27 protein-coding genes are annotated in these 19,282 nt (G+C 52.7%); 26 read left to right on the forward strand and 1 reads right to left on the reverse strand.

Features of this window, described 5'->3' with window-relative positions; all coding sequences use genetic code 11:
* The first annotated feature begins 127 nt into the window (after positions 1-127).
* From NP77_RS07745 to NP77_RS07780, 9 genes are all read left to right on the forward strand, one after another.
* Positions 128-844 carry a phage antirepressor KilAC domain-containing protein gene (locus NP77_RS07745; RefSeq protein WP_039659654.1) on the forward strand — a complete coding sequence of 239 codons (717 nt, stop codon included), beginning with the start codon at positions 128-130 and terminating at the stop codon, positions 842-844.
* Positions 841-1,857, forward strand: a complete 1,017-nt coding sequence (locus NP77_RS07750) for a DUF968 domain-containing protein (RefSeq protein WP_039659655.1) — start codon at positions 841-843, stop codon at positions 1,855-1,857. The genes NP77_RS07745 and NP77_RS07750 overlap by 4 nt, the downstream gene beginning before the upstream one ends.
* Before the next feature lie 21 nt (positions 1,858-1,878).
* The gene (locus tag NP77_RS07755; RefSeq protein WP_008925111.1) at positions 1,879-2,307 is read left to right on the forward strand and encodes an antiterminator Q family protein; all 429 of its coding nucleotides are present in this window, start codon (positions 1,879-1,881) and stop codon (positions 2,305-2,307) included.
* 584 nt (positions 2,308-2,891) lie between these two features.
* Positions 2,892-3,254, forward strand: a complete 363-nt coding sequence (locus NP77_RS07760) for a phage holin, lambda family (protein WP_008925112.1) — start codon at positions 2,892-2,894, stop codon at positions 3,252-3,254.
* Positions 3,238-3,870 (forward strand): glycoside hydrolase family 19 protein, encoded by a 633-nt coding sequence (locus NP77_RS07765; protein ID WP_039659659.1) that lies wholly within the window; start codon positions 3,238-3,240, stop codon positions 3,868-3,870. The genes NP77_RS07760 and NP77_RS07765 overlap by 17 nt, the downstream gene beginning before the upstream one ends.
* Positions 3,858-4,295: an Rz lytic protein gene (locus NP77_RS07770; protein ID WP_039659660.1), complete on the forward strand. Its 438-nt coding sequence runs from the start codon at positions 3,858-3,860 to the stop codon at positions 4,293-4,295. The genes NP77_RS07765 and NP77_RS07770 overlap by 13 nt, the downstream gene beginning before the upstream one ends.
* A 204-nt stretch (positions 4,296-4,499) precedes the next feature.
* Entirely contained in the window at positions 4,500-4,763 is a 264-nt protein-coding gene (locus NP77_RS07775) for a hypothetical protein (protein ID WP_039659662.1), read from the forward strand.
* Positions 4,764-4,957: 194 nt separating this feature from the next.
* The gene (locus NP77_RS23795; protein ID WP_225613745.1) at positions 4,958-5,116 is read left to right on the forward strand and encodes a YnfU family zinc-binding protein; all 159 of its coding nucleotides are present in this window, start codon (positions 4,958-4,960) and stop codon (positions 5,114-5,116) included.
* 333 nt (positions 5,117-5,449) lie between these two features.
* The gene (locus tag NP77_RS07780) at positions 5,450-5,725 is read left to right on the forward strand and encodes a hypothetical protein (RefSeq protein ID WP_039659663.1); all 276 of its coding nucleotides are present in this window, start codon (positions 5,450-5,452) and stop codon (positions 5,723-5,725) included.
* 44 nt (positions 5,726-5,769) lie between these two features.
* Here the strand turns inward: NP77_RS07780 and NP77_RS07785 are convergent, their stop codons facing one another.
* The gene (locus NP77_RS07785; protein WP_156137293.1) at positions 5,770-6,030 is read right to left on the reverse strand and encodes a hypothetical protein; all 261 of its coding nucleotides are present in this window, start codon (positions 6,028-6,030) and stop codon (positions 5,770-5,772) included.
* Between the two features lie 91 nt (positions 6,031-6,121).
* Between NP77_RS07785 and NP77_RS07790 the strand changes: the two genes are divergently transcribed.
* From NP77_RS07790 to NP77_RS07870, 17 genes are all read left to right on the forward strand, one after another.
* Positions 6,122-6,460 carry an HNH endonuclease gene (locus NP77_RS07790; RefSeq protein ID WP_039659667.1) on the forward strand — a complete coding sequence of 113 codons (339 nt, stop codon included), beginning with the start codon at positions 6,122-6,124 and terminating at the stop codon, positions 6,458-6,460.
* A 171-nt stretch (positions 6,461-6,631) separates the two neighbouring features.
* Complete coding sequence (locus NP77_RS07795) at positions 6,632-7,096, forward strand: phage terminase small subunit P27 family (RefSeq protein ID WP_029519569.1); 465 nt, start codon at positions 6,632-6,634, stop codon at positions 7,094-7,096.
* Positions 7,050-8,795 (forward strand): terminase large subunit, encoded by a 1,746-nt coding sequence (locus tag NP77_RS07800; protein WP_039659668.1) that lies wholly within the window; start codon positions 7,050-7,052, stop codon positions 8,793-8,795. Before NP77_RS07795 ends, NP77_RS07800 begins: the two co-directional genes overlap by 47 nt.
* Entirely contained in the window at positions 8,795-10,099 is a 1,305-nt protein-coding gene (locus tag NP77_RS07805) for a phage portal protein (RefSeq protein ID WP_039659671.1), read from the forward strand. Before NP77_RS07800 ends, NP77_RS07805 begins: the two co-directional genes overlap by 1 nt.
* An 11-nt stretch (positions 10,100-10,110) precedes the next feature.
* The gene (locus NP77_RS07810) at positions 10,111-10,956 is read left to right on the forward strand and encodes a head maturation protease, ClpP-related (protein WP_039659673.1); all 846 of its coding nucleotides are present in this window, start codon (positions 10,111-10,113) and stop codon (positions 10,954-10,956) included.
* A 12-nt stretch (positions 10,957-10,968) separates the two neighbouring features.
* The gene (locus tag NP77_RS07815) at positions 10,969-12,183 is read left to right on the forward strand and encodes a phage major capsid protein (RefSeq protein ID WP_039659674.1); all 1,215 of its coding nucleotides are present in this window, start codon (positions 10,969-10,971) and stop codon (positions 12,181-12,183) included.
* 41 nt (positions 12,184-12,224) lie between these two features.
* Positions 12,225-12,506: a hypothetical protein gene (locus NP77_RS22860; RefSeq protein WP_039659677.1), complete on the forward strand. Its 282-nt coding sequence runs from the start codon at positions 12,225-12,227 to the stop codon at positions 12,504-12,506.
* A gap of 5 nt (positions 12,507-12,511) precedes the next feature.
* On the forward strand, positions 12,512-12,841 hold the full coding sequence (locus NP77_RS07825) for a head-tail connector protein (protein WP_010246528.1): 330 nt from the start codon (positions 12,512-12,514) through the stop codon (positions 12,839-12,841).
* Position 12,842: 1 nt separating this feature from the next.
* Positions 12,843-13,232 (forward strand): phage head closure protein, encoded by a 390-nt coding sequence (locus NP77_RS07830; protein WP_039659679.1) that lies wholly within the window; start codon positions 12,843-12,845, stop codon positions 13,230-13,232.
* Entirely contained in the window at positions 13,225-13,731 is a 507-nt protein-coding gene (locus NP77_RS07835; protein ID WP_039659680.1) for a hypothetical protein, read from the forward strand. Before NP77_RS07830 ends, NP77_RS07835 begins: the two co-directional genes overlap by 8 nt.
* A complete protein-coding gene (locus tag NP77_RS07840; protein ID WP_039659682.1) occupies positions 13,728-14,288 on the forward strand; it encodes a transposase in 561 nt (186 codons plus the stop codon). The genes NP77_RS07835 and NP77_RS07840 overlap by 4 nt, the downstream gene beginning before the upstream one ends.
* A 3-nt stretch (positions 14,289-14,291) precedes the next feature.
* Positions 14,292-14,480, forward strand: coding sequence for a DUF2635 domain-containing protein (locus NP77_RS07845; RefSeq protein WP_039659683.1), 189 nt, complete (start codon positions 14,292-14,294; stop codon positions 14,478-14,480).
* Positions 14,480-15,976 (forward strand): phage tail sheath subtilisin-like domain-containing protein, encoded by a 1,497-nt coding sequence (locus NP77_RS07850; protein ID WP_039659684.1) that lies wholly within the window; start codon positions 14,480-14,482, stop codon positions 15,974-15,976. Before NP77_RS07845 ends, NP77_RS07850 begins: the two co-directional genes overlap by 1 nt.
* Positions 15,976-16,332, forward strand: a complete 357-nt coding sequence (locus NP77_RS07855; protein ID WP_010246516.1) for a phage tail tube protein — start codon at positions 15,976-15,978, stop codon at positions 16,330-16,332. Before NP77_RS07850 ends, NP77_RS07855 begins: the two co-directional genes overlap by 1 nt.
* Positions 16,329-16,598 carry a phage tail assembly protein gene (locus NP77_RS07860; RefSeq protein WP_010246514.1) on the forward strand — a complete coding sequence of 90 codons (270 nt, stop codon included), beginning with the start codon at positions 16,329-16,331 and terminating at the stop codon, positions 16,596-16,598. Before NP77_RS07855 ends, NP77_RS07860 begins: the two co-directional genes overlap by 4 nt.
* A gap of 141 nt (positions 16,599-16,739) precedes the next feature.
* The gene (locus tag NP77_RS07865; protein ID WP_039659685.1) at positions 16,740-18,764 is read left to right on the forward strand and encodes a phage tail tape measure protein; all 2,025 of its coding nucleotides are present in this window, start codon (positions 16,740-16,742) and stop codon (positions 18,762-18,764) included.
* 13 nt (positions 18,765-18,777) lie between these two features.
* Positions 18,778-19,272, forward strand: coding sequence for a hypothetical protein (locus NP77_RS07870; protein ID WP_039659687.1), 495 nt, complete (start codon positions 18,778-18,780; stop codon positions 19,270-19,272).
* The last annotated feature ends 10 nt before the right edge of the window (positions 19,273-19,282 follow it).

Genomic DNA, 19,282 nt, shown 5'->3' on the forward strand with positions numbered 1-19,282 from the left:
GTAAAATTAGGTATAGTGAGTACTGTACTGGTGATTGCAGTCGCCGTACCAAGGTTGGTCCCGCTCACTTGCAGGTGATGGGGCGGGGCCATTTAAAAATGTTGTTCCAGTGTGTGGAGAGGTCAAAATGCTGAATCAATCAGCGGGTGCTATTGCGCCTGTAGTCAATGCTATTCAATCCCCAGTCATGACCAGCCGTGAAATTGCTGATCTCACAGCTAAGCGTCATCCAGATGTTAAAAGAGACATTGAAGTCATGCTGCTTCAGCTTCAGGAAGATGCGCGCAAATTTGCTCACATCTATTTTGACAGCATGAATCGTCAGCAGACTGAGTATCACCTCGACCGTGAGCACACCGAATGCCTGATTACAGGTTACAGTGCCACTCTTCGCATGAAAGTGATCAAGCGACTGCATGAGTTAGAGGAAAGCCAGCCAGCTAAAATCCCGCAGACCTTTGCTGAGGCACTCCGCCTGGCCGCCGAAGCGGAAGAGGAGAAAGAGCGCCTGCAGCTGCAGCTTACTGAAGCTGCGCCAAAGGTTGCGTTCGTGGATCGGTACGTCACGGCCACCAGTTCAATGACATTCCGCCAGGTGGCAAAACTTCTTGAAGCCAAAGAGCCTGAATTACGCCTGTTCCTGATTGAAAGCCGGGTTATGTACCGCCTCAATGGCGTCCTGACACCTTACAGCCAGCACATCGAAGCCGGTCGGTTTGAGGTCAGAACCGGAACCACTAACGAATCAAATTACATGTTCAGTCAGTCCCGCTTCACCGCAAAGGGCGTTCAGTGGATTGGCGGGCTATGGACGGCGTATAAGGCTGCAGGCGGTGCTGAGTGAGGGCATTGCTTACACCTGAAATAGCGCCGCGCACAGGGATTGTGCTATTCAGGCCGGGACCGGAACTGATGAAGCTGTTTAAGACTCGCGTTGTGATCAGTACTCCGACAATGGATATGGCAGACCTACCATCAGGGCGACTGAATGACGGTACACAACCGCTGCTTGATGAGCCCTCACTGATTCCCTTCTTCGGTCACGAACGTGTGATAGCGGCTGCTGGTGGTCCTAATGCGCTGGCATCCTTTGTTCAGTCATTTGGCTGTTGTCAGTGGGAGCAGCCCGAAACATGGCATCACCATGAATTCACAGTGTCAGAAATCGAAAACGGCCTGGTGTCTCTTTGCTACAGTCACGATAATGAGTTCAGGGAAAACGGCGTGCCCGGTAGCCTGGAGAATATCGCCAAAGGCAACACCGCACTCTGGATAATCAAAGCTGCATGCAGCCAGATGGCGCTAAGCGGCGATCACCAGATGACACTACCGGAATTATGCTGGTGGGCCTCACTGAATGACCTGATTGATTTGATCCCGGAGGCACCAGCGCGGCGCGTTCTGCGTATGCCAAAGGAAGCCATACATGCTGGCGAACTCAAAGAGTCGCGGATTGTTCCGATGCGTCCGGCACGTGAAGTTATTCAGGATGCTGCTCAGGTCGTCAAAAAGATAATCAGCTTACGTACTGACCCGGAATCACCAGAATCATTCATGAAGCGCCCCAAGCGTAAGCGCTGGGAGAGTGAGAAGTACACACGGTGGGTTAAGTCACAGAGCTGCGCATGTTGTGGCAGACAGGCTGATGACCCTCATCACATCATCGGACATGGACAGGGAGGAATGGGAACAAAGGCCCATGATTTATTCGTGATACCGCTTTGCAGGGCGCATCACGATGAACTGCACCGGGATATGAAAGCGTTTGAAGCAAAATATGGCAGTCAGGTTGAGCTGCTATTCAGGTTCCTGGATTTCGCGATTGCAGTCGGCGTTATCGGGACAGATAAAAAATAAAGTGTGTGGAGAGGATTAAATATGCGTGACATGTCACAGGTACTAGAGCGCTGGGCTGGCTGGGCAAAATCGGACAGCAGCGGTGTGGATTACTCATCAATAGCGGCAGGCTTCAAAGGTCTGCTGTCACAGGATTCGAAATTAACGCTCACCTGCAGTGACAATGACGGATTAATCATTGAGGGCTGTCTGGCTCGACTCAAAGAAAAGCGCCCGGATGAGCATGCGATCATCGTGCTGCATTACTTTTTTAATATCTCGAAGCGTTCCCTGGCAAAGCAGGCCAAGCGAGATGAGAAGTTGGTGAGAATTGAGATTCAGATGGCTGAGGGATTCATTGAGGGCTGTCTGGCGATGCTTGATGTTCGGCTGGATATGGATGCCGAACTGACGCCGAAAAAAATATTGAAAAAACCTCTCACGCGGTCCGCATTTTCCTTAGTAATCTGATAAGGTCGATTACCAAGCAGTGCAGCTTATCTGCTAAAAGTCAGTTCCAAATGTGGATTTCAAAGAGCCTCGCGAACTCACCAGTTAGCGGGGCTTTTTATTTGCTCAAAACCGCTATGGCGGATAATTAATATCCCTAAGCTATTGCAAGCATTCACCTCTTTGCACCTTTGCCTTATTCAGCAGAAATGATGTTTTAGGATATAACTGTAACGATTAACTGTTAGTGTCAGAGTGTTGCAGCTAATCCCCCTAAGCGGTGGGGTGCAAATGGTCGCATTAGCATAAGCTGTGTGTTGTCTTTCACGAGCCGGTTTGACCATTCAATGGCTTACCGGGAGGCACCTGGAGCTGCAGCTTTAATTCGATCACATCCGCTTGGCGCTCATATTTTAAGGGGTGCTTAAGGTGTGGTTGTCTTAATCTTTCACCCACAGAACAGATTTTAAAATTGGTCGCCATTAGAGCGGCCTTTTTTTCGTTTTTGCGCACACCAATCAGTCTCCACACACACTTTTGACACCGTGGTGTTGCGCATCTTTCTTATGACTACTGACAGCACCTGCCAATTAATGGAGGTGAGGATGAAACGCATGCCGGACAAAGACGTTGGGTTCTGGGCAAGCCTGATTGCCTGGCTTTACGCCCACAAAAACGAAACCGGCTATGCGGGGCTTGCCGGAGTCATGGCGATTCTTAGAGCCACTTACGTTGGCAAAGACGCATGGTCACGCCGCCTGCTTGATGCTGCGATGTGCAGCGTCTTCGCCTTCTTCCTGCAACCAAGCCTGCAGGTGATTGGTTCGGTGTTCAACTGGCACTTCAGTGAAGACATCACGAGGGTTGTTGCGGTCTTTCTTGGCTTCCTCGGTGTGGACTACGTATCAACGAGGATACGCCGCCAGATAGATAAGCGATTGGGAGACAGTAATGCTGACAGCCAATAGTTTTCAGCTTGCGACCGGCGTGAGTAATGCGCTGCGTGATGCATGGTATCCCCATATAGCGGCAGGCCTCTCAGCCTTCCAGATAAGCACGCCATTACGACAGGCTCACTTTCTGGCGCAGACGGGGCATGAATCAGCCGGGTTCATGAAGGTTGAAGAGGGATTGAACTACAGCGAGAACGCGCTGACAGCCATGTTTGGCAAGCGCATCACCGCTGAGCAGGCCCGAGCCTATGGTCGTAATGCGATGCATGTGGCTAACCAGAAGATGATCGCCAGCATCATTTACGCAAATCGTAACGGTAATGGTGATGTTGATTCCGGTGATGGTTACCGCTATCGCGGTCGCGGCCTGATTCAGATTACCGGCAAGGCCAACTATGCAGCACTGGTAAAACAGCTGGGCGCTGATGTAGTGGCAAACCCTGATTTATTGCTGGGCTATCGCTTTGCTGCGATGTCTGCTGCGGCATGGTGGAAGAATCACGGCTTAAACGAGCTGGCAGACTCTGATGATGTTCTCCGCATCACCAGAATCATTAACGGTGGCACCAATGGTCTGGACGACCGGAAATCCCGCTTATCAAAATCTAAGGGGATTCTATGTTCAACGTAATCGGCTTTATCCGAAACAATTCAGGCCTGGTCATCATCGGTCTTATCTGCGTGGCGCTGTGGGGGCTGAATGCCAGTAACTCACAGCTGAAAGCAACGAACGACAGACTTGAAAAGCTGGCAAACAGCAAAGACGATCAGATTAAGGACCTGCGTTCAAAGAACGATGACCTGGCATCCAGTGTCACTGAGCTGGTAACAGCCGTTAAGCAGCAAAACGAAGTGATGAGTCAGGTCACAGAGCAGCGTGCCGTAACAGCCCAGCAGAATCGGAAATTACAGAATGAAATTAAGCGTTACCTTGCGGCGGACAAGTGTGCTGTTGCTCCTGTTCCCCCTGATGCTGCTGACCGGTTGCGTAACGCAGCAAAAGCCGCTGGTGGAGTACCGGACAGTAAAGCAGCCACAGCTAAGCCTTCCGGCTGAACTGACCAGCCCAATTGATGTACCAGCGCCGTCACAGGATATGACGTTCGGTGACAGCGTAAGCCTCAACGCTGAGTTATATGGCGCTCTTGGGCAGTGCAATATTGATCGTGCTGCAGTCAGGAAGCTTGATATGCATCCTGTTCCTGTTGCCCATTAAATGTGATGATCTGATTTCACACATTTAATGGGCAAGGTACGGCTATGGCTTCGGAAAAAGCTCTGTTTCCTGACGAGTTCTCGTTCGAAAATATTACGTATATCGGGCAAGCGGACACCACAAACAACCAACTTCTGATACCGTTCAAAGATCGAACCTGCCCATTCGATATTGGTGAAAAAATTTTGTTGAGGCAGGGCGCTAAGATGTTGTGTTTTGACATACTGGATTATGAGATGCGGGATAGAGAGGTTGGTGGCAGTCTGCCTTACATGGCTATAATTCATGTAAATGATATTGATAGCTAATCCAAAGGTAGCCACCGAGAGTTTTGTCTGCTGATTAAATCGAAGCGCAGGCTAATCAATGGGGAGCCGGTCAATGGCCTTGCATGAGTAATTAATCTTTCCATGATATATCTTAAGATTAGTCGTAATGGTTGTGATTAAAAAACAACCAGCAGTGTTATGATTAGTCTCATTCATGAGAAAGGCCGAATACCATGTCCTACTTCAGTCAGGTAATGGACCGTGTCGCCAGAATCAACACTGACGCTAAGTGTCCAGTTTGCGGGAAAACGTCCAAGCAGTCCGTTACGAAGGTTTCAAAAGAGCAAGCTTTGTTATGCCCGCACTGCAAATCGCTCTTTGTAATCCATTAATAAATAAACACGAGCACTAAGCCGCCTCCGGGCGGTTTTTTTGTGCTGAAAACTGCATTCAATGAGTTCACTTTTCAGCATAAACACAATGAATTATCGGCTGGTGGCTTCACCATTGCTGAGGATTAACCGCGTTTAACCAGTAAAAAATTCTTATGAAGGCTTCATGTTCACGCATGTGCAGCCAATCGAACCAGTTATGAAAGTCAAAGATTAAAAAAAGGCCCCGTGCAGGGCCATTCAAAGAGGAACACTATTTATTGTTGTTCTGAAATATTAAAGGCATACATCGTCATTGCAAGCGTAAGCGGTAACATTAATGAGAGGAAAATCATGAGCGAAGCAAAACCGCAGGACGGCAGCACCGTTAAGGGCTATCGGACGCTCTCTTATGGCGAAATCGGCAAGATGAATCAGTTCAAAGAGCTGAGCCGCCATTTCATTGCTTTGCTGCAACAACATGGGGTGGATATGGAGTCCGAACCAAGCCTGCAGAACTCGACAGAATGCTGGGACGCGCATGAATGGTTGCGCGAATCACATAAGGATATGCAGCGTGCCTGCATGGCAGCGTGTCGTGCTGTAGCCCGTCCAGACTCAGATTGCTGATTTCATAATGAGGCGCATTTGAGCGCGCGCCTCATTTTAATCTTTTACTCTTGCTGGTGGGTTTCATTTATTAGATCAGTAGCAATTTTGAGTGCTGAGCTCCTGTCCGCTAATTCAAGTAATTCTTTGCAGGTATCTTGCACAGCAAACAAAACCCTATTGTCGCCGGTTAATTGCTCAAGTTGTTTCATGATAGCTATAAGCAACACCTCGTGTGCAACAGTGTGATCTGTCGGATTGTTTTGAATACGCATTGGTGAGCCTGACGCCCTGGCACACGATTGATTAAAACTTTTTGAAGCCATGTTGATGCTCTCCAGAAGTATTGGTAGTCAATGATTTAAAAAACCAAGTAAACCGCTCATAAGTTATACGGCATTAAGGTAATTAAAAACAATGTCAGAGCCACGCATCTATAACAGCCGCTGGGAAAAAGCCAGGCTGTCATTTCTTAAGTCTCACCCTCTCTGTGTCATGTGCCATCGGCAGGGCAGAGCAGTTGCAGCTGCTGTCGTTGACCACATCAAGCCACACAGGCTGAAAGAAGCAATCAACGGCGGCAAACAGGATGAGATAGCAAAGGCTCAGAAGCTCTTCTGGGACAAGGCCAACTGGCAGCCGCTCTGCAAGCAGCATCACGACTCGACCAAGCAGCGTGAAGAGAAGCGCGGACACGTCATTGGATGCGATGAAAACGGCATGCCGCTCGACCCGTCATCCCATTGGCATAAATGAGAATGAATATCATTTACCATTGAGGTCAGGTGGGTCATCAGGTCAGATGAGAACGATTATCATCACCATCGGGGGGTGGGATCAGAGTTCAGGGGATAGCGACCTCCTGACCGCCCGCCCCCCTTTTTATGCACAACCGCGAAATGAAAAGTTTTTTTCTGGGAGGTTTTTATGGCCGGAAGACGACCAAAACCGACCCACCTTAAGGTCGTTACCGGCAATCCGGGTAAGCGAAAACTCAACGACAAAGAGCCTGCACCTGCGAGAGAAATCCCCAGCCCGCCGTCACACCTCACTGATTGGGGAAAGGTTGCGTGGGGAAAGCTGACTGTCCTGCTCGACGGGATGGGCGTGCTGACCGTTGCCGATGTGCTGGCGCTGGAAAGGCTCTGTGATATTTACGCCGACATTCTTCAGCTTCGGATCACAATTGCTGAAGAGGGCAGAACCTACACGGTCCAGACCGAAGGCGGATTTCTGATAAAAGCCAACCCGGCTGTTTCAATGCTGGCTGATGCAGACCGGCGATTTAAAAGCTACCTGGTAGAGTTCGGCCTGACACCGGCTGCCCGGTCAAAGGTGAACGTGAATGGTGGAGAAAAAGAAGAAGACCCGCTCAACCAGTTCTTCGGTTGATCCGGCCACGCAGTATGCAATGGACGTTACCAGCGGTGCGGTTATTGCCGGGCCAGATATCCGCGCGGCATGCGCCCGTCACCTTCGCGATCTGGAGGAGGGTCCGAAGCGCGGCCTGTTCTGGGATGTTGAAGCGGTAACGCGCGTTGTTAACTTCTTTGCTCAGGTTCTGAAGCTGAATGGCGGTGAGCATGAGGGGAAACCTTTCATTCTGCTGCCGTGGCAGTGTTTCATTGTTGGCTCCCTGTTCGGCTGGAAGGCGGAAGACGGCACGCGCCGCTTTCGCATGAGCTATATCGAGTCCGGTAAGGGCTCGGGTAAATCGCCACTGGCGGGCGGAGTTGGTCTTTACCTGCTGATGGCAGACAAAGAGCCCCGCGCCGAAGTTTACGCGGCGGCCACGAAAAAAGACCAGGCGATGATCCTGTTCCGCGATGCGGTGACCATGGTCGATCAGTCGCCCGCGCTGGCGCAGCGCATCACCAAATCCGGCACTGGCCTGAACGTGTGGAACCTTGCGTTTCTGCAGACGGGCTCTTTCTTCAAGCCGATCAGCTCCGATGATGGTCAGTCAGGACCGCGTCCGCATGGCGCACTGATTGACGAAGTGCATGAGCACAAAACAAATGCCGTTGTTGAGATGATGCGTGCCGGTACAAAAGGCCGCCGTCAGGCGCTGATGTTCCTGATCACCAACAGCGGCCACGATAAAACCAGCGTCTGTTATGAGTATCACGAGTACGGGCGCAAGGTTGCTGCCGGTGACCTGGTTGATGACAGTTTTTTCAGCTTCATCTGTTCACTGGATGATGGTGATGACCCGTTTAAGGATGAATCCTGCTGGGGAAAAGCAAACCCGTCGCTGGGTCAGACCTTCACGGATAAATATCTGCGGGAGCAGGTGACGCAGGCTCGCGGCATGCCTTCTAAAGAAAGCATCGTCCGCCGCCTGAACTTCTGCCAGTGGGTTGAAGCGTCCGACCCGTGGATTGACAGCGACACCTGGATGAACTGTGAACAGGAATTTGATCCTGAAGATTTGGCTGGTGAAGAGTGCTATGGCGGTCTGGACCTGTCCGGTTCACGTGACCTGACGGCGCTGGCGCTTTACTTCCCGAAAACCAAAAAGCTTTTAGTCGAGTTCTGGACACCAAAAGACTCTCTGCTTGAACGAGCCAAGACTGACCACGTTCCCTATGATGCCTGGCTGCGTAATGGCTTCATTCACGCGCCGCCGGGTAAGGCGGTGAACTACGGCTTTGTCGCGGTTCGCATCGGTGAGCTGGCGGCCAGATACGATATTAAGTGCATCGCATTTGACCAGTATCGCATCAAGTATCTGGAGCCCGAGCTGGAAAGCGAGTCTGTGAGCGTTGATCTTGTTCCGCACGGCCAGGGCTTTTACAAGGCGCAGGAGTCCGGACTCTGGATGCCGCGCTCTATCGAGCTGTTTGAGGAGCATCTTAATAACCGGGTGCTGGCTATCCGGCCCAATCCCTGTCTGCGCTGGAATGCCGCCTGTGCAGTGCTTGAGGCTGATCAGAAGGACAACCGCATATTTGCCAAAAAGAAAAGCACCGGCCGCATTGATGGCGTGGTGGCTTCGGCTATGGCAATCGGTGCAGCAGAGGATGCAGTGCTGATAGACAGCGGCGATCCTGATGACTTTTTTGATGACCCGATCATGGTAGGTATCTGATGAAGGAAAAAAAACAGCCGGGTCGCATCAAGAGCGCGATTGTGAACTGGCTCGGTGAGTCGATTGGGCTTAATGACGCTGCGTTCTGGCAGGAGTGGTACGGCACAAGCAGCAGCGGAAAGGTCGTGACAGCAGAGAAAGCGCTGGCACTGGCCTCTGTCTGGGCGTGTGTGCGCCTGCTGAGCGAGTCAGTTTCAACCCTGCCGATGAAGGTTTACGAACGTGCCGCTGACGGCTCGCGCAAGCTGGCGCTTAATCATCCGGCCTATCAACTGCTATGCCGCCGACCGAACAGCGAAATGACGCCGTCGCGCTTCATGCTGATGGTCGTTGCCAGTATCTGTCTGCGGGGTAATGCCTACGTTGAGAAAATGATGATCGGCACCAAGCTGGTTTCTCTGGTGCCGCTGCTTCCCCAGAGCATGAAGGTGGAGCGGCTCGACAGTGGCGAACTGCAGTACACCTACACAGAGAAAGGCGTGCCGCGCATCATTCCGGTTAAAAACATGATGCACATCCGGGGGTTTGGTCTGGATGGCGTCTGCGGAATGATGCCGATGCGCACAGGGCGCGACGTGTTTGGCGCAGCGATGGCGGTTGAAGAGTCAGCCGCAAAAATTTTTGAAAACGGTATTCAGACGTCAGGATTCTTTCTTTCAAAGAATCTGCTGACCAAAGAGCAGCGCCAGAAAAACCGCGAAAACCTCAACCGGTTCGTTGGTTCAAAAAACGCGGGCAAGGTGATGGTCCTTGAGGGCGACATGTCTTACCAGGGCATTACTCTTAACCCCGAAGATGCTCAGATGCTGGAGTCACGATCATTCAGTATTGAGGAAATCTGCCGGTGGTTCCGCGTGCCGCCGTTTATGGTGGGTCATGTTGATAAGCAGAGCAGCTGGGCGTCGAGTGTAGAGGGAATGAACCTGCTGTTCCTGACCAATACGCTGCGTCCGATGCTGGTAAACATTGAGCAGGAGATTTCACGCTGCCTGCTGAACGGTGATGAAGACCTGTTTGCTGAGTTCTCCGTTGAAGGCCTGCTTCGTGCCGACAGCGCAGGACGCTCTGCTTATTACACCACTGCGCTGCAGAACGGCTGGATGTCGCGTAATGATGTGCGCCGCCTGGAGAATCTGCCGCCGATTGAAGGTGGTGATATCTACACCGTACAGCTGAACCTGACACCGCTTGAAGACTTACGCAAAAACAGCACCGCCACAAGGGCCACGCTGTTGCGCGAAGTTCATAACGCCGTTTTTCCGGATATTCCTTTCGAACAATCACCGCTTAAACAGGCGGCTTAGGAGCAACCCCAATGACAGTAAAAAGTCTTCCGGCAGCGCCGGAGGGGCGGCCTTTTGCGCGCGAAAATCGCGACCTGCCGTCCTCTGCAATGGAGCGCTGGAACGGCGGTATCAAAGCCGCAAAGAGTGATGAAAACAGCATTTCCGTATTCGACGTCATTGGCGCTGACTGGTACGGCGACGGCGTTACCGCCAGCCGCATCGCGGCGGCACTCCGCTCAATCGGCGGTGCTGACGTAACCGTGAATATCAATTCGCCGGGTGGCGACATGTTTGAAGGTCTGGCGATTTATAACCTTCTGCGTGAATACGAAGGGAAAGTCACCGTTAAGGTACTGGGGCTTGCAGCCTCTGCAGCGTCGATTATCGCGATGGCAGGGGACGAGGTTCAGATTGGCCGCGGTGCCTTCCTGATGATCCATAACTGCTGGGTTTATGCGATGGGCAATCGTCACGACCTGCAGCAGATTGCGGCGGACATGGTGCCTTTCGACAAGGCGATGAACGACATCTATGGCGCACGCACCGGTCTGGATGCTGCCACCATCGACGCGATGATGGATGCTGAAACCTATATCGGCGGCAGCGATGCGGTTGAAAAAGGTTTTGCGGATCGCCTACTGGGGGCAGATGAAATCGCTGACGGTGACGACAGCCCTGCCGCCGCACTGCGTAAGCTGGATGCGACACTGGCAAAAACTGATATGCCACGCTCCGAGCGTCGAAAACTTCTTAAAGCATTAACCGGCAGCAAGCCAGGCGCTGCTGCCAATCCTGAAGGTATGCCGGGCGCTACCGACGAAATAAATCCCGAAAATATTGCTCAACTTAAAAACGCGCTGGCCGCGTTCGGCTAATAAGGAATCACCATGTCAGATGTAAATGAATTACTGAAAAAAGTATCTGCAAAGCTGGAAGAGGTGTCCGGCACCTTCAGCCAGAAGGCTGAAGACGCGCTGAAGGAAGCAAAAAACTCCGGTCAGCTTTCTGCTCAGACTAAAGAAGCAGTAGATAAAATCGCTACAGAGTTTAACGCGCTGAATGAAGCTAACAAATCTCTGAAGGCTTCACTGGGCGATCTTGAGCAGCACGTTGCGCAGATGCCACTGGCGAATGCGAAAAACGTCATCGAAACCGTGGGCGGTCAGGTAGTTTCCTCCGAAGCGCTGAAAGCATTTTCAGCTAGCATCGAGGGAAATAAGCGCCTGAGCATCCCCGTTAAGGCAGCGCTGCTTTCCGTGAACGTGCCGGGTACGATTGTAGCACCCGACCGTCTGCCTGGCATCGATCAGCAGCCGAAACAGCGCCTGTTTATCCGCGATCTTATTGCGCCGGGCCGCACTGAATCCAATACCATTTATTGGGTTCAGCAGACGGGCTTCACCAACAACGCCGCGACTGTAGCTGAGAACACCACCAAGCCATACAGCGGCATCACCTTTGCGGAAAAAATCACGCCGGTCCGTACCATTGCGCACCTGTTCAAAGCTGCTAAGCAGATTCTGGACGACATGCCGCAGCTGCAGTCGACGATTGACGCCGAGCTGCGTTACGGCCTGAAGTACGTTGAAGAGCAGGAAATTCTGTTCGGTGACGGCACCGGCACGCACCTGAACGGTATCGTGCCGCAGGCATCTGCATACGCTGCCGCCTTCACCGTGGCGAATCAGAGCGGTATCGATGATCTGCGACTTGCTATGCTGCAGGCGCAGCTGGCACGCTTCCCGGCTTCCGGCCATGTTCTGCACTTCATCGACTGGGCGAAGATCGAGCTGACCAAAGATACGCTGGGCCGTTACATTCTGGCGAACCCGGCAGCGCTTACCGGTCCTACCCTGTGGGGTCTGCCGGTTGTCGCGACCGAAGCGGCTGCGTTCCAGGGTAAATTCCTGACCGGCGCATTCAATGCCGGTGCACAGATTTTCGACCGCGAAGATGCCAACGTGGTCATCTCCACCGAAAACGCCGACGACTTTGAGAAAAACATGATCTCAATCCGTTGTGAAGAGCGTCTGGCGCTGGCCGTCAAGCGTCCTGAGGCGTTCGTTTACGGTTCCTTCGCCGCACCTGCTGCAGCTGCATAACAGCAACGGCGGCCTCTGGGCCGCCTTTCCGGGAGTTAAATATGAAACTGCTTCTGATTAAACCGAATTATTTCGGCGGTACTGTCGTTTCTGAAGGCAACACCATCGAGACCGACGAGCAGCATGGTCGCGATTTGATCAAAAAAGGCTATGCAGAGCTGGTTGAAGAAGGTACTGCTGCTCTGCCAGAGCCAGAGCCAGAGCCAGAGCCAGAGCCAGAGCCAGAGCCAGAGCCAGAGCCAGAGCCAGAGCCAGAGCCAGAGCCAGAGCCAGAGCCAGAGCCAGAGCCAGAGCCAGCAAAAGGTAAAAACAAAAAAGGCTGATTACCATGCTGCTGACTCTCGAAGAAATTAAACAGCAGTGCCGCCTTGAGAGCGACTTTACGGAAGAAGATCGGCTGCTTGAGCTTTTCGCTCTGGCCGCCGAGGCGAAGGCGGTAACGTACCTGAACCGTAATCTGTATAAAACGGTGGCAGATATTGCGCCGCTTGATACCGATGGCATGGTTATTACCGAAGATATCCGGCTTGCGCTTCTGATGCTGGTCAGTCACTGGTATGAACACCGCAGCTCAGTGTCAGAGCTGGAGATGACGGAGACGCCGCAGGCGTTTGAGTTCCTGCTCTATTCGCGGCGTCTGCCGGTGTCGGGGTATTAGCATGCAGCGACGCTCATCCAATACCAGCGCCGTATTCACGTTGCCCGATCCCGGCGAGCTAAATAAGCGCATCCATCTGCGCCAGCGTATCGACCAGGCAGCAGCAGACTACGGCACTGAGCCGGTCTATCAGAATGAAAATGACGTCTGGGCAAAGGTCCGGCAGGTGGGTGCCACCACCTATCATGAGTCCGTTCAGGCTGATGACACCATCACCCATTACATGACGATCCGTTATCGCCGGGGAATCACTTCAGATTTTGAGGTGGTTTACGGCGGCTTTGTGTATCGCGTTAAGCGCCTGCGCGACCTCAACTCAGCCGGTCGTTACCTGCTGATGGAGTGTGAGGAGCTGAGAGCAGTGGACAGCGGTGAGGTGATGTATGGCTAAGCCGCTTCTGCACGTTGATTTTCAGCAGCCCAAAGACCTCGTTTTCAACCGGCCAAAAATGCGTCGCGCCTTCATTCAGATTGGTCAGGTGCATATGCGTGATGCCCGGCGCCTGGTCATGCGTCGCGGACGCTCAGCGCCGGGCGAGTATCCGGGGTTCAGGACCGGCAGGCTGGCGCGTTCCATCGGCTATTACGTTCCCCGCGCATCAAAAAGCCGTCCGGGCCTGATGGTGCGCATCGCGCCAAACCAGAAGCGGGGCGAGGGTAACCGCCTCATTGATAGCGACTTTTACCCGGCGTTTCTGTTCTACGGCGTGAAGCGTGGCGCTAAGCGCAAAAAGAGCCATCACAAAGGGAAATCCGGCGGTAATGGCTGGCGCGTTGCGCCGCGTAAAAACTACATGACCGAAGTGCTGGAGGCGCGCAAAACGTGGACGCGCTATGTGCTGACCCGTGCACTGCGCACCTCCCTGCGTCCTGAAAGGAAAAAGAAATGAAGCTATCACTGGTGATCGCCGCACTCCGGGCGCGATGTCCGATGTTCGCGGGCAACGTGGCCGGAGCGGCCGAATTCAAGTCCATCCCCGAAACGGGGAAAATGAAGCTGCCGGCGGCGTATGTGGTGCCGACCGAAGATATCACAGCTGAGCAGAAGTCGATGACCGACTACTGGCAGAACGTGACCGAAGGCTTTGCAGTGGTCGTGGTGCTGGACAATACGCGCGACGAGCGCGGTCAGGCGGCAGGTTATGACGCCGTGCATGATGTGCGACAGCAAATCTGGAAGGCGCTGCTGGGCTGGGAGCCTGATTCAGACGCTGGCCCGGTGGCGTATTCCGGCGGTCAGCTTCTGGATATGGATCGCGGTCGCCTCTACTACCAGTTTGAATTCATGCTGACGCGGGAAATCACCGAAGAGGACACGCGCCAGCAGGATGACCTTGACGCCCTGGACGAGCTGAAGATGGTCGACATCAATGTTGACTATATCGACCCGGGCGACGGTCCTGACGGCATTATCGAACACCACACCCAAATCAACCTCAGCGAGTAAATCATGCAAATCAGACCCAAGCGCGGGCGGTCAGTTCCTGACCCTGTCCGGGGCGATCTGCTGCCTTCAGAAGGCCGCAACGTCGAAGAGAGCAGCTACTGGCACCGCCGCATTGCGGATGGTGATGTCGAAGAAGTCAGTGCGGAAGAAGAAAAGCCCGCTGCTGAAGCCAAGAAAAAGGGCGGTGAATAATGTCAGTCTCGTTCCCCACTATTCCGTCAGACCTCCGCGTGCCGCTGTTCTGGGCCGAAATGGACAACAGCGAAGCGAATACCACGCAGAGCAGCGGGCCGTCGCTGCTGATTGGCCTCGCCTCAGCTGACAGCACCATCGTTAAAAACAAACTTGCCATCATGCCGTCTGCCGCGCTAGCGGGTAAGGTGGCAGGCCGTGGCAGCCAGTTGGCCCGTATGGTGGCACGCTATCGCGCTGTCGATCCGTTCGGTGAGCTCTGGGTTATCGCGGTAACTGAGCCGGAAAGCGAGACTGCCAAAGGTACGCTGACGCTGACCGGCAATGCGCAGGCGTCAGGTTCGCTAAGCCTGTATATCGGCGCGGATCGTGTGCAGGCAGCCGTAGTAACGGGCGATACCCCTGCAACCGTGGCCGCCACACTGGCCGCTGCCATTAATGCTGACGCTGACCTGCCGGTGACCGCCGCTGCTGCTGCAGGCGTGGTGACTTTGACCGCCCGTCATAAAGGGCTTACCGGAAACAGCATTCCGCTGGCGCTGAACTACTACGGCACCGTGGGCAGCGAAACCACGCCTGACGGCGTTAACGTTGCTATTGCCGCGATGTCTGGTGGCACAGGCTCACCGTCACTGGCTGCGGCCGTGGCCGCGATGGGTGATGAGCCGTTTGACTTCATTGGAACGCCGTTCAGCGATTCTGCTTCGCTGGCAACGCTGGCGCTGGAGATGAACGACTCTTCCGGTCGCTGGGGCTATGCGCGTCAGCTTTACGGCCACGTCTACACCGCGAAAGTCGGCACGCTCTCCGAGCTGGTTGCCTTTGGTGACACCATGAACAATCAGCACATTACCGTAGCCGGTTATGAGCCTGCTGTTCAGACGTCTGCCGATGAGCTGGTCGCACTGCGTACTGCCCGTAATGCCGTGTTTATCCGCACTGACCCGGCCCGCCCGACGCAGACCGGTGAGCTTACCGGCGCATTACCGGCACCGGCAGGCAGTCGCTTTACGCTGACCGAGCAGCAGTCTCTGCTGAAGCACGGCATTGCAACGGCCTACGCTGAAAGCGGTGTGCTGCGTATCCAGCGCGACATCACCACCTATCAGAAAAACGCTTATGGCGTCGCTGATAACAGCTACCTGGACAGCGAAACACTGCATACCAGCGCCTATGTTATCCGTCAGCTGAAAAGCATCATTACCAGCAAGTACCCGCGCCATAAGCTGGCAAATGACGGTACACGCTTCGGTCCGGGGCAGGCCATCGTGACGCCTGCAGTACTGAAGGGTGAGATGTGCGCCAGCTACCGCACCATGGAGCGGGCAGGGATTGTGGAGAACTTCGATCTCTTCAAAGAGCATCTGGTGGTTGAGCGCAACGTCAGCGACCCGACCCGCGTGGATGTCCTGTTCCCGCCGGATTACGTCAATCAGCTGCGCGTCTTTGCGCTGCTTAATCAGTTCCGTCTGCAATACAGCGAGGAGACCGCGTAATGGCAAAGATTGCGGGTACAGCATACGTCAAGGTGGACGGCCAGCAGCTGTCGCTGACCGGCGGCATTGAGGTGCCGATGAACACCAAAGTGCGTGATGACGTGATCGGCCTGGCTGGTGACGTCGATTACAAAGAGACGCACCGCGCACCATACGTCAAAGGCACCTTTAAGGTGCCAAAGGCGTTCCCGGTCACCAAGCTGATGGACTCAGACCAGATGACCATCACCGCCGAGCTGGCAAACGGCATGGTTTACGTGCTGTCTGAGGCGTTCCAGTTCGGTGAGGCAAACCACAATGCGGAAGAGGGTACGGTTGACCTCGAATTCCACGGCTCAGAAGGATTCTATCAGTGAGTGAACTTCAGCTTTCAAAACCCATTACGGCACACGGTGAGACTATTCATGTGCTGGAGCTGCGCGATCCAACAGGTAAGGATGTCCGCGAGCTGGGCTATCCGTATCAGATGAATCAGGATGAGTCAGTGAAGCTGCTGGCTCACGTTGTGGCTAAATACATCAGCCAGCTGGGCGGCATCCCACCCAGCTCAGTTGATGACATGTCGCCATCAGACCTGAATGCTGCTGGCTGGGTGGTTGCAGGTTTTTTCCTTCAGGCCTGACAGCTAAAGAGCTGCTTAATCTGTACTTCGATTGCGCCAGTTACTGGCGCATTAATCCTCTGGAAGTCCTGAGCGAGGACTTAAAAAGCCTGCAATTACTTATCGACCAGGCGAACCGGATAGAACGGGAGCGAAAAGCCAATGGCTGAATTTGAACTGAAGGCGCTCATTACTGGCGTTGACAGGCTTTCACCTGCACTTGGCCGCATGCAAAAGAACCTGCGCCGGTTCCGTAAAGACGCTGAGGAAGCTGGCAGGGGAGGCATGGCTATGGCAGGCGGTCTTGCTGCCGGGCTAACAGGTTCACTGGTTGCTTTTGCCAAGCAGGAGGACGCTGCAACAGGCCTGAAAGTTGCCATGATGGACGCCAGCGGCGCAGTAGGTTCAGACTTCGAGAAGATCAACAAGCTGGCTATCGGCCTTGGAAACAAACTGCCTGGCACCACTGCAGACTTTCAGAACATGATGCAGATGCTTGTCAGGCAGGGTATTCCGGCTCAGAACATCCTGAGCGGTGTTGGTGAGGCCTCCGCTTATCTGGCGGTTCAGCTTAAGAAAACGCCCGAAGCGGCTGCAGAGTTTGCTGCAAAAATGCAGGATGCTACCGGTACAGCCTCAGAAGATATGATGGGATTATTCGACACTATCCAGAAAGCTTTTTATCTGGGCGTTGATGATACCAACATGCTGTCATTTTTCTCTAAAACCAGCTCCATAATGAAGATGGTAAGTAAAGATGGCCTGACGGCGGCCCGTGCTTTAGCTCCAATTTCAGTGATGATGGATCAGATGGGAATGGAGGGCGAGGCTTCCGGTAACGCGCTCCGAAAAGTATTCCAGGCTGGTTTTGACGGTAAAAAGATGAAGGCAGCCAATAAGCTGCTCAGTCGGAAAGGAATTCATTTGGATTTCACCGATGGTAAGGGGGAGTTCGGCGGACTTGATAATCTTTTCAAGCAACTGAATAAGCTTCAGTCATTAACAACCAAACAAAAAACCACCATCATTAAACAGATATTTGGTGATGACGCTGAAACACTGCAGGTACTAAATGCACTGATTGATAAAGGCAAAACCGGCTATGACCAGATTCAGGAGAAAATGGGGAAGCAGGCAGACCTTAATAAGCGCGTAAATGCTCAGTTAAACACTCTTTCAAATATCTGGGAGTCACTGACCGGTACAGCAGTCAATGGTCTTGCGGCAATAGGTGGTGCATTTTCAGGTGATGCAAAAAGGATTGTTAGCTGGCTGGGTGACATGTCAGAGCGCTTTACTGAGTTTGCTGACAAAAACCCGAAAGTGATTCGTGGTGCATTTGGCATCGCGGCCGGTTTTGTTGGAATGAAGTTGGGGCTGCTGGGAATTAACTTTGCACTGGGTATTTTGGGACAAGGCCTGAAGCTTTCTCCCATGGATGTATTTCTAAGGCTGGCCTCGCTGGGGATCGGTTTATTGATTTCTGACTGGGATAAGTTCGGCCCGATAGTTGGAAGGGTCTGGACTAAGATAGACGGCCTGACAGAGTCCCTGGGCGGTATGAACGGCATTATTACCGGAATTGGTGGAGTAATGGCCGGATTATTCACGGTTCAGGTTATTGGCTCGCTGACAACCGCCACAACTAAAGCAAGCGGTCTTCTCGCTGTGCTTACCAAAATAGGCAAGCTAAGTGCTCTGACAGTATCAATAGCCGTCGCGCTGTATATGTTCAAGAAGCTTGAAGAAATTTCTGATGCCGCAACCCAGAAGGATGGCACTGAATCCTTCTGGGAATCATTTAAAAAGAGGTGGAAAGCTGGCGGCTGGTATAACAACCAGAAAGATCTCGACGCAGGTAACCTAAAATTGCCAGGTAAAATTCCATCCGTTCCTTCTGAGATGGTGACCAAGAGTGGCGAATCGAAGCCGTTCTGGGATTCGATAGCAGATGAATGGGGGGCTGGAGACTGGTTTAAAATTCAGAGGCAGAACTCAACAAGCAATCCGCAAATGGCAAACCAAAATCTTACTATGCCGCCATTGCTTAAGGAGCCTGCAAGACAGGGGGAGCTCAAAGTAAGTTTTGAAGATGCTCCGCAGGGAATGCGGGTAACTCCTGTAGGGGGTAATCTTCCCTGGCTTGACCTTGATGTGGGTTATAATCGGTTCTCGACTCTAAATTAAGGAAAGCATCCGTATGCCCCTGCTTGCGTTTCTAATGACTCTATTTTTTGTTAGTGGGGTAATGGCCAGTGAGTGTTACCCCGCTTTCAATGAAAAAGACTTCATAGCTGCAATTGGTAAAAAGCCTGAGAAGGTGCAGGTTTTTAAAGATGGCGGGATGCTAAGACACCAGTATTCCTTCAGGAAGGAGCAGTCTCTTGAGGATGCGTTTGATGATAGTAAACAGTCAGAGTATGGACCGCAGATTTACGTGACCGTTTATGAGCCGCCATGCGCTGAAAAGATAAGCATTCATTTCTACGCGAATGAAGACAAATCAATGAATGAGGTTAACGTAGCTTTAGCCGGTAAAGCTTTTGAATACCTTACCGGAATAAGCCCGGCGATATTCAAAAATAAGCTGGAGAAGTTCAAAGGCGTTCAGAGATTTGATTCCTATGATGAAAAAGCTGATTCTGTCTTCGCAAAATTAGGCGACTCCTATTCGATACAGATACACCTGAGATAAACATTAACCC

This window comes from Pantoea sp. MBLJ3 (assembly GCF_000816655.1).
GTDB lineage: Bacteria > Pseudomonadota > Gammaproteobacteria > Enterobacterales > Enterobacteriaceae > Pantoea > Pantoea eucalypti.

Bases quoted from the DNA above. Each gene is read 5' to 3' on its own strand.
- NP77_RS07745 (WP_039659654.1), top strand. From the start codon at position 128: ATGCTGAATCAATCAGCGGGTGCTATTGCGCCTGTAGTCAATGCTATT.
- NP77_RS07755 (WP_008925111.1), top strand. From the start codon at position 1,879: ATGCGTGACATGTCACAGGTACTAGAGCGCTGGGCTGGCTGGGCAAAA.
- NP77_RS07760 (WP_008925112.1), top strand. From the start codon at position 2,892: ATGAAACGCATGCCGGACAAAGACGTTGGGTTCTGGGCAAGCCTGATT.
- NP77_RS07765 (WP_039659659.1), top strand. From the start codon at position 3,238: ATGCTGACAGCCAATAGTTTTCAGCTTGCGACCGGCGTGAGTAATGCG.
- NP77_RS07770 (WP_039659660.1), top strand. From the start codon at position 3,858: ATGTTCAACGTAATCGGCTTTATCCGAAACAATTCAGGCCTGGTCATC.
- NP77_RS07775 (WP_039659662.1), top strand. From the start codon at position 4,500: ATGGCTTCGGAAAAAGCTCTGTTTCCTGACGAGTTCTCGTTCGAAAAT.
- NP77_RS23795 (WP_225613745.1), top strand. From the start codon at position 4,958: ATGTCCTACTTCAGTCAGGTAATGGACCGTGTCGCCAGAATCAACACT.
- NP77_RS07780 (WP_039659663.1), top strand. From the start codon at position 5,450: ATGAGCGAAGCAAAACCGCAGGACGGCAGCACCGTTAAGGGCTATCGG.
- NP77_RS07785 (WP_156137293.1), bottom strand. From the start codon at position 6,030: ATGGCTTCAAAAAGTTTTAATCAATCGTGTGCCAGGGCGTCAGGCTCA.
- NP77_RS07790 (WP_039659667.1), top strand. From the start codon at position 6,122: ATGTCAGAGCCACGCATCTATAACAGCCGCTGGGAAAAAGCCAGGCTG.
- NP77_RS07795 (WP_029519569.1), top strand. From the start codon at position 6,632: ATGGCCGGAAGACGACCAAAACCGACCCACCTTAAGGTCGTTACCGGC.
- NP77_RS07800 (WP_039659668.1), top strand. From the start codon at position 7,050: ATGGTGGAGAAAAAGAAGAAGACCCGCTCAACCAGTTCTTCGGTTGAT.
- NP77_RS07805 (WP_039659671.1), top strand. From the start codon at position 8,795: ATGAAGGAAAAAAAACAGCCGGGTCGCATCAAGAGCGCGATTGTGAAC.
- NP77_RS07810 (WP_039659673.1), top strand. From the start codon at position 10,111: ATGACAGTAAAAAGTCTTCCGGCAGCGCCGGAGGGGCGGCCTTTTGCG.
- NP77_RS07815 (WP_039659674.1), top strand. From the start codon at position 10,969: ATGTCAGATGTAAATGAATTACTGAAAAAAGTATCTGCAAAGCTGGAA.
- NP77_RS22860 (WP_039659677.1), top strand. From the start codon at position 12,225: ATGAAACTGCTTCTGATTAAACCGAATTATTTCGGCGGTACTGTCGTT.
- NP77_RS07825 (WP_010246528.1), top strand. From the start codon at position 12,512: ATGCTGCTGACTCTCGAAGAAATTAAACAGCAGTGCCGCCTTGAGAGC.
- NP77_RS07830 (WP_039659679.1), top strand. From the start codon at position 12,843: ATGCAGCGACGCTCATCCAATACCAGCGCCGTATTCACGTTGCCCGAT.
- NP77_RS07835 (WP_039659680.1), top strand. From the start codon at position 13,225: ATGGCTAAGCCGCTTCTGCACGTTGATTTTCAGCAGCCCAAAGACCTC.
- NP77_RS07840 (WP_039659682.1), top strand. From the start codon at position 13,728: ATGAAGCTATCACTGGTGATCGCCGCACTCCGGGCGCGATGTCCGATG.
- NP77_RS07845 (WP_039659683.1), top strand. From the start codon at position 14,292: ATGCAAATCAGACCCAAGCGCGGGCGGTCAGTTCCTGACCCTGTCCGG.
- NP77_RS07850 (WP_039659684.1), top strand. From the start codon at position 14,480: ATGTCAGTCTCGTTCCCCACTATTCCGTCAGACCTCCGCGTGCCGCTG.
- NP77_RS07855 (WP_010246516.1), top strand. From the start codon at position 15,976: ATGGCAAAGATTGCGGGTACAGCATACGTCAAGGTGGACGGCCAGCAG.
- NP77_RS07865 (WP_039659685.1), top strand. From the start codon at position 16,740: ATGGCTGAATTTGAACTGAAGGCGCTCATTACTGGCGTTGACAGGCTT.
- NP77_RS07870 (WP_039659687.1), top strand. From the start codon at position 18,778: ATGCCCCTGCTTGCGTTTCTAATGACTCTATTTTTTGTTAGTGGGGTA.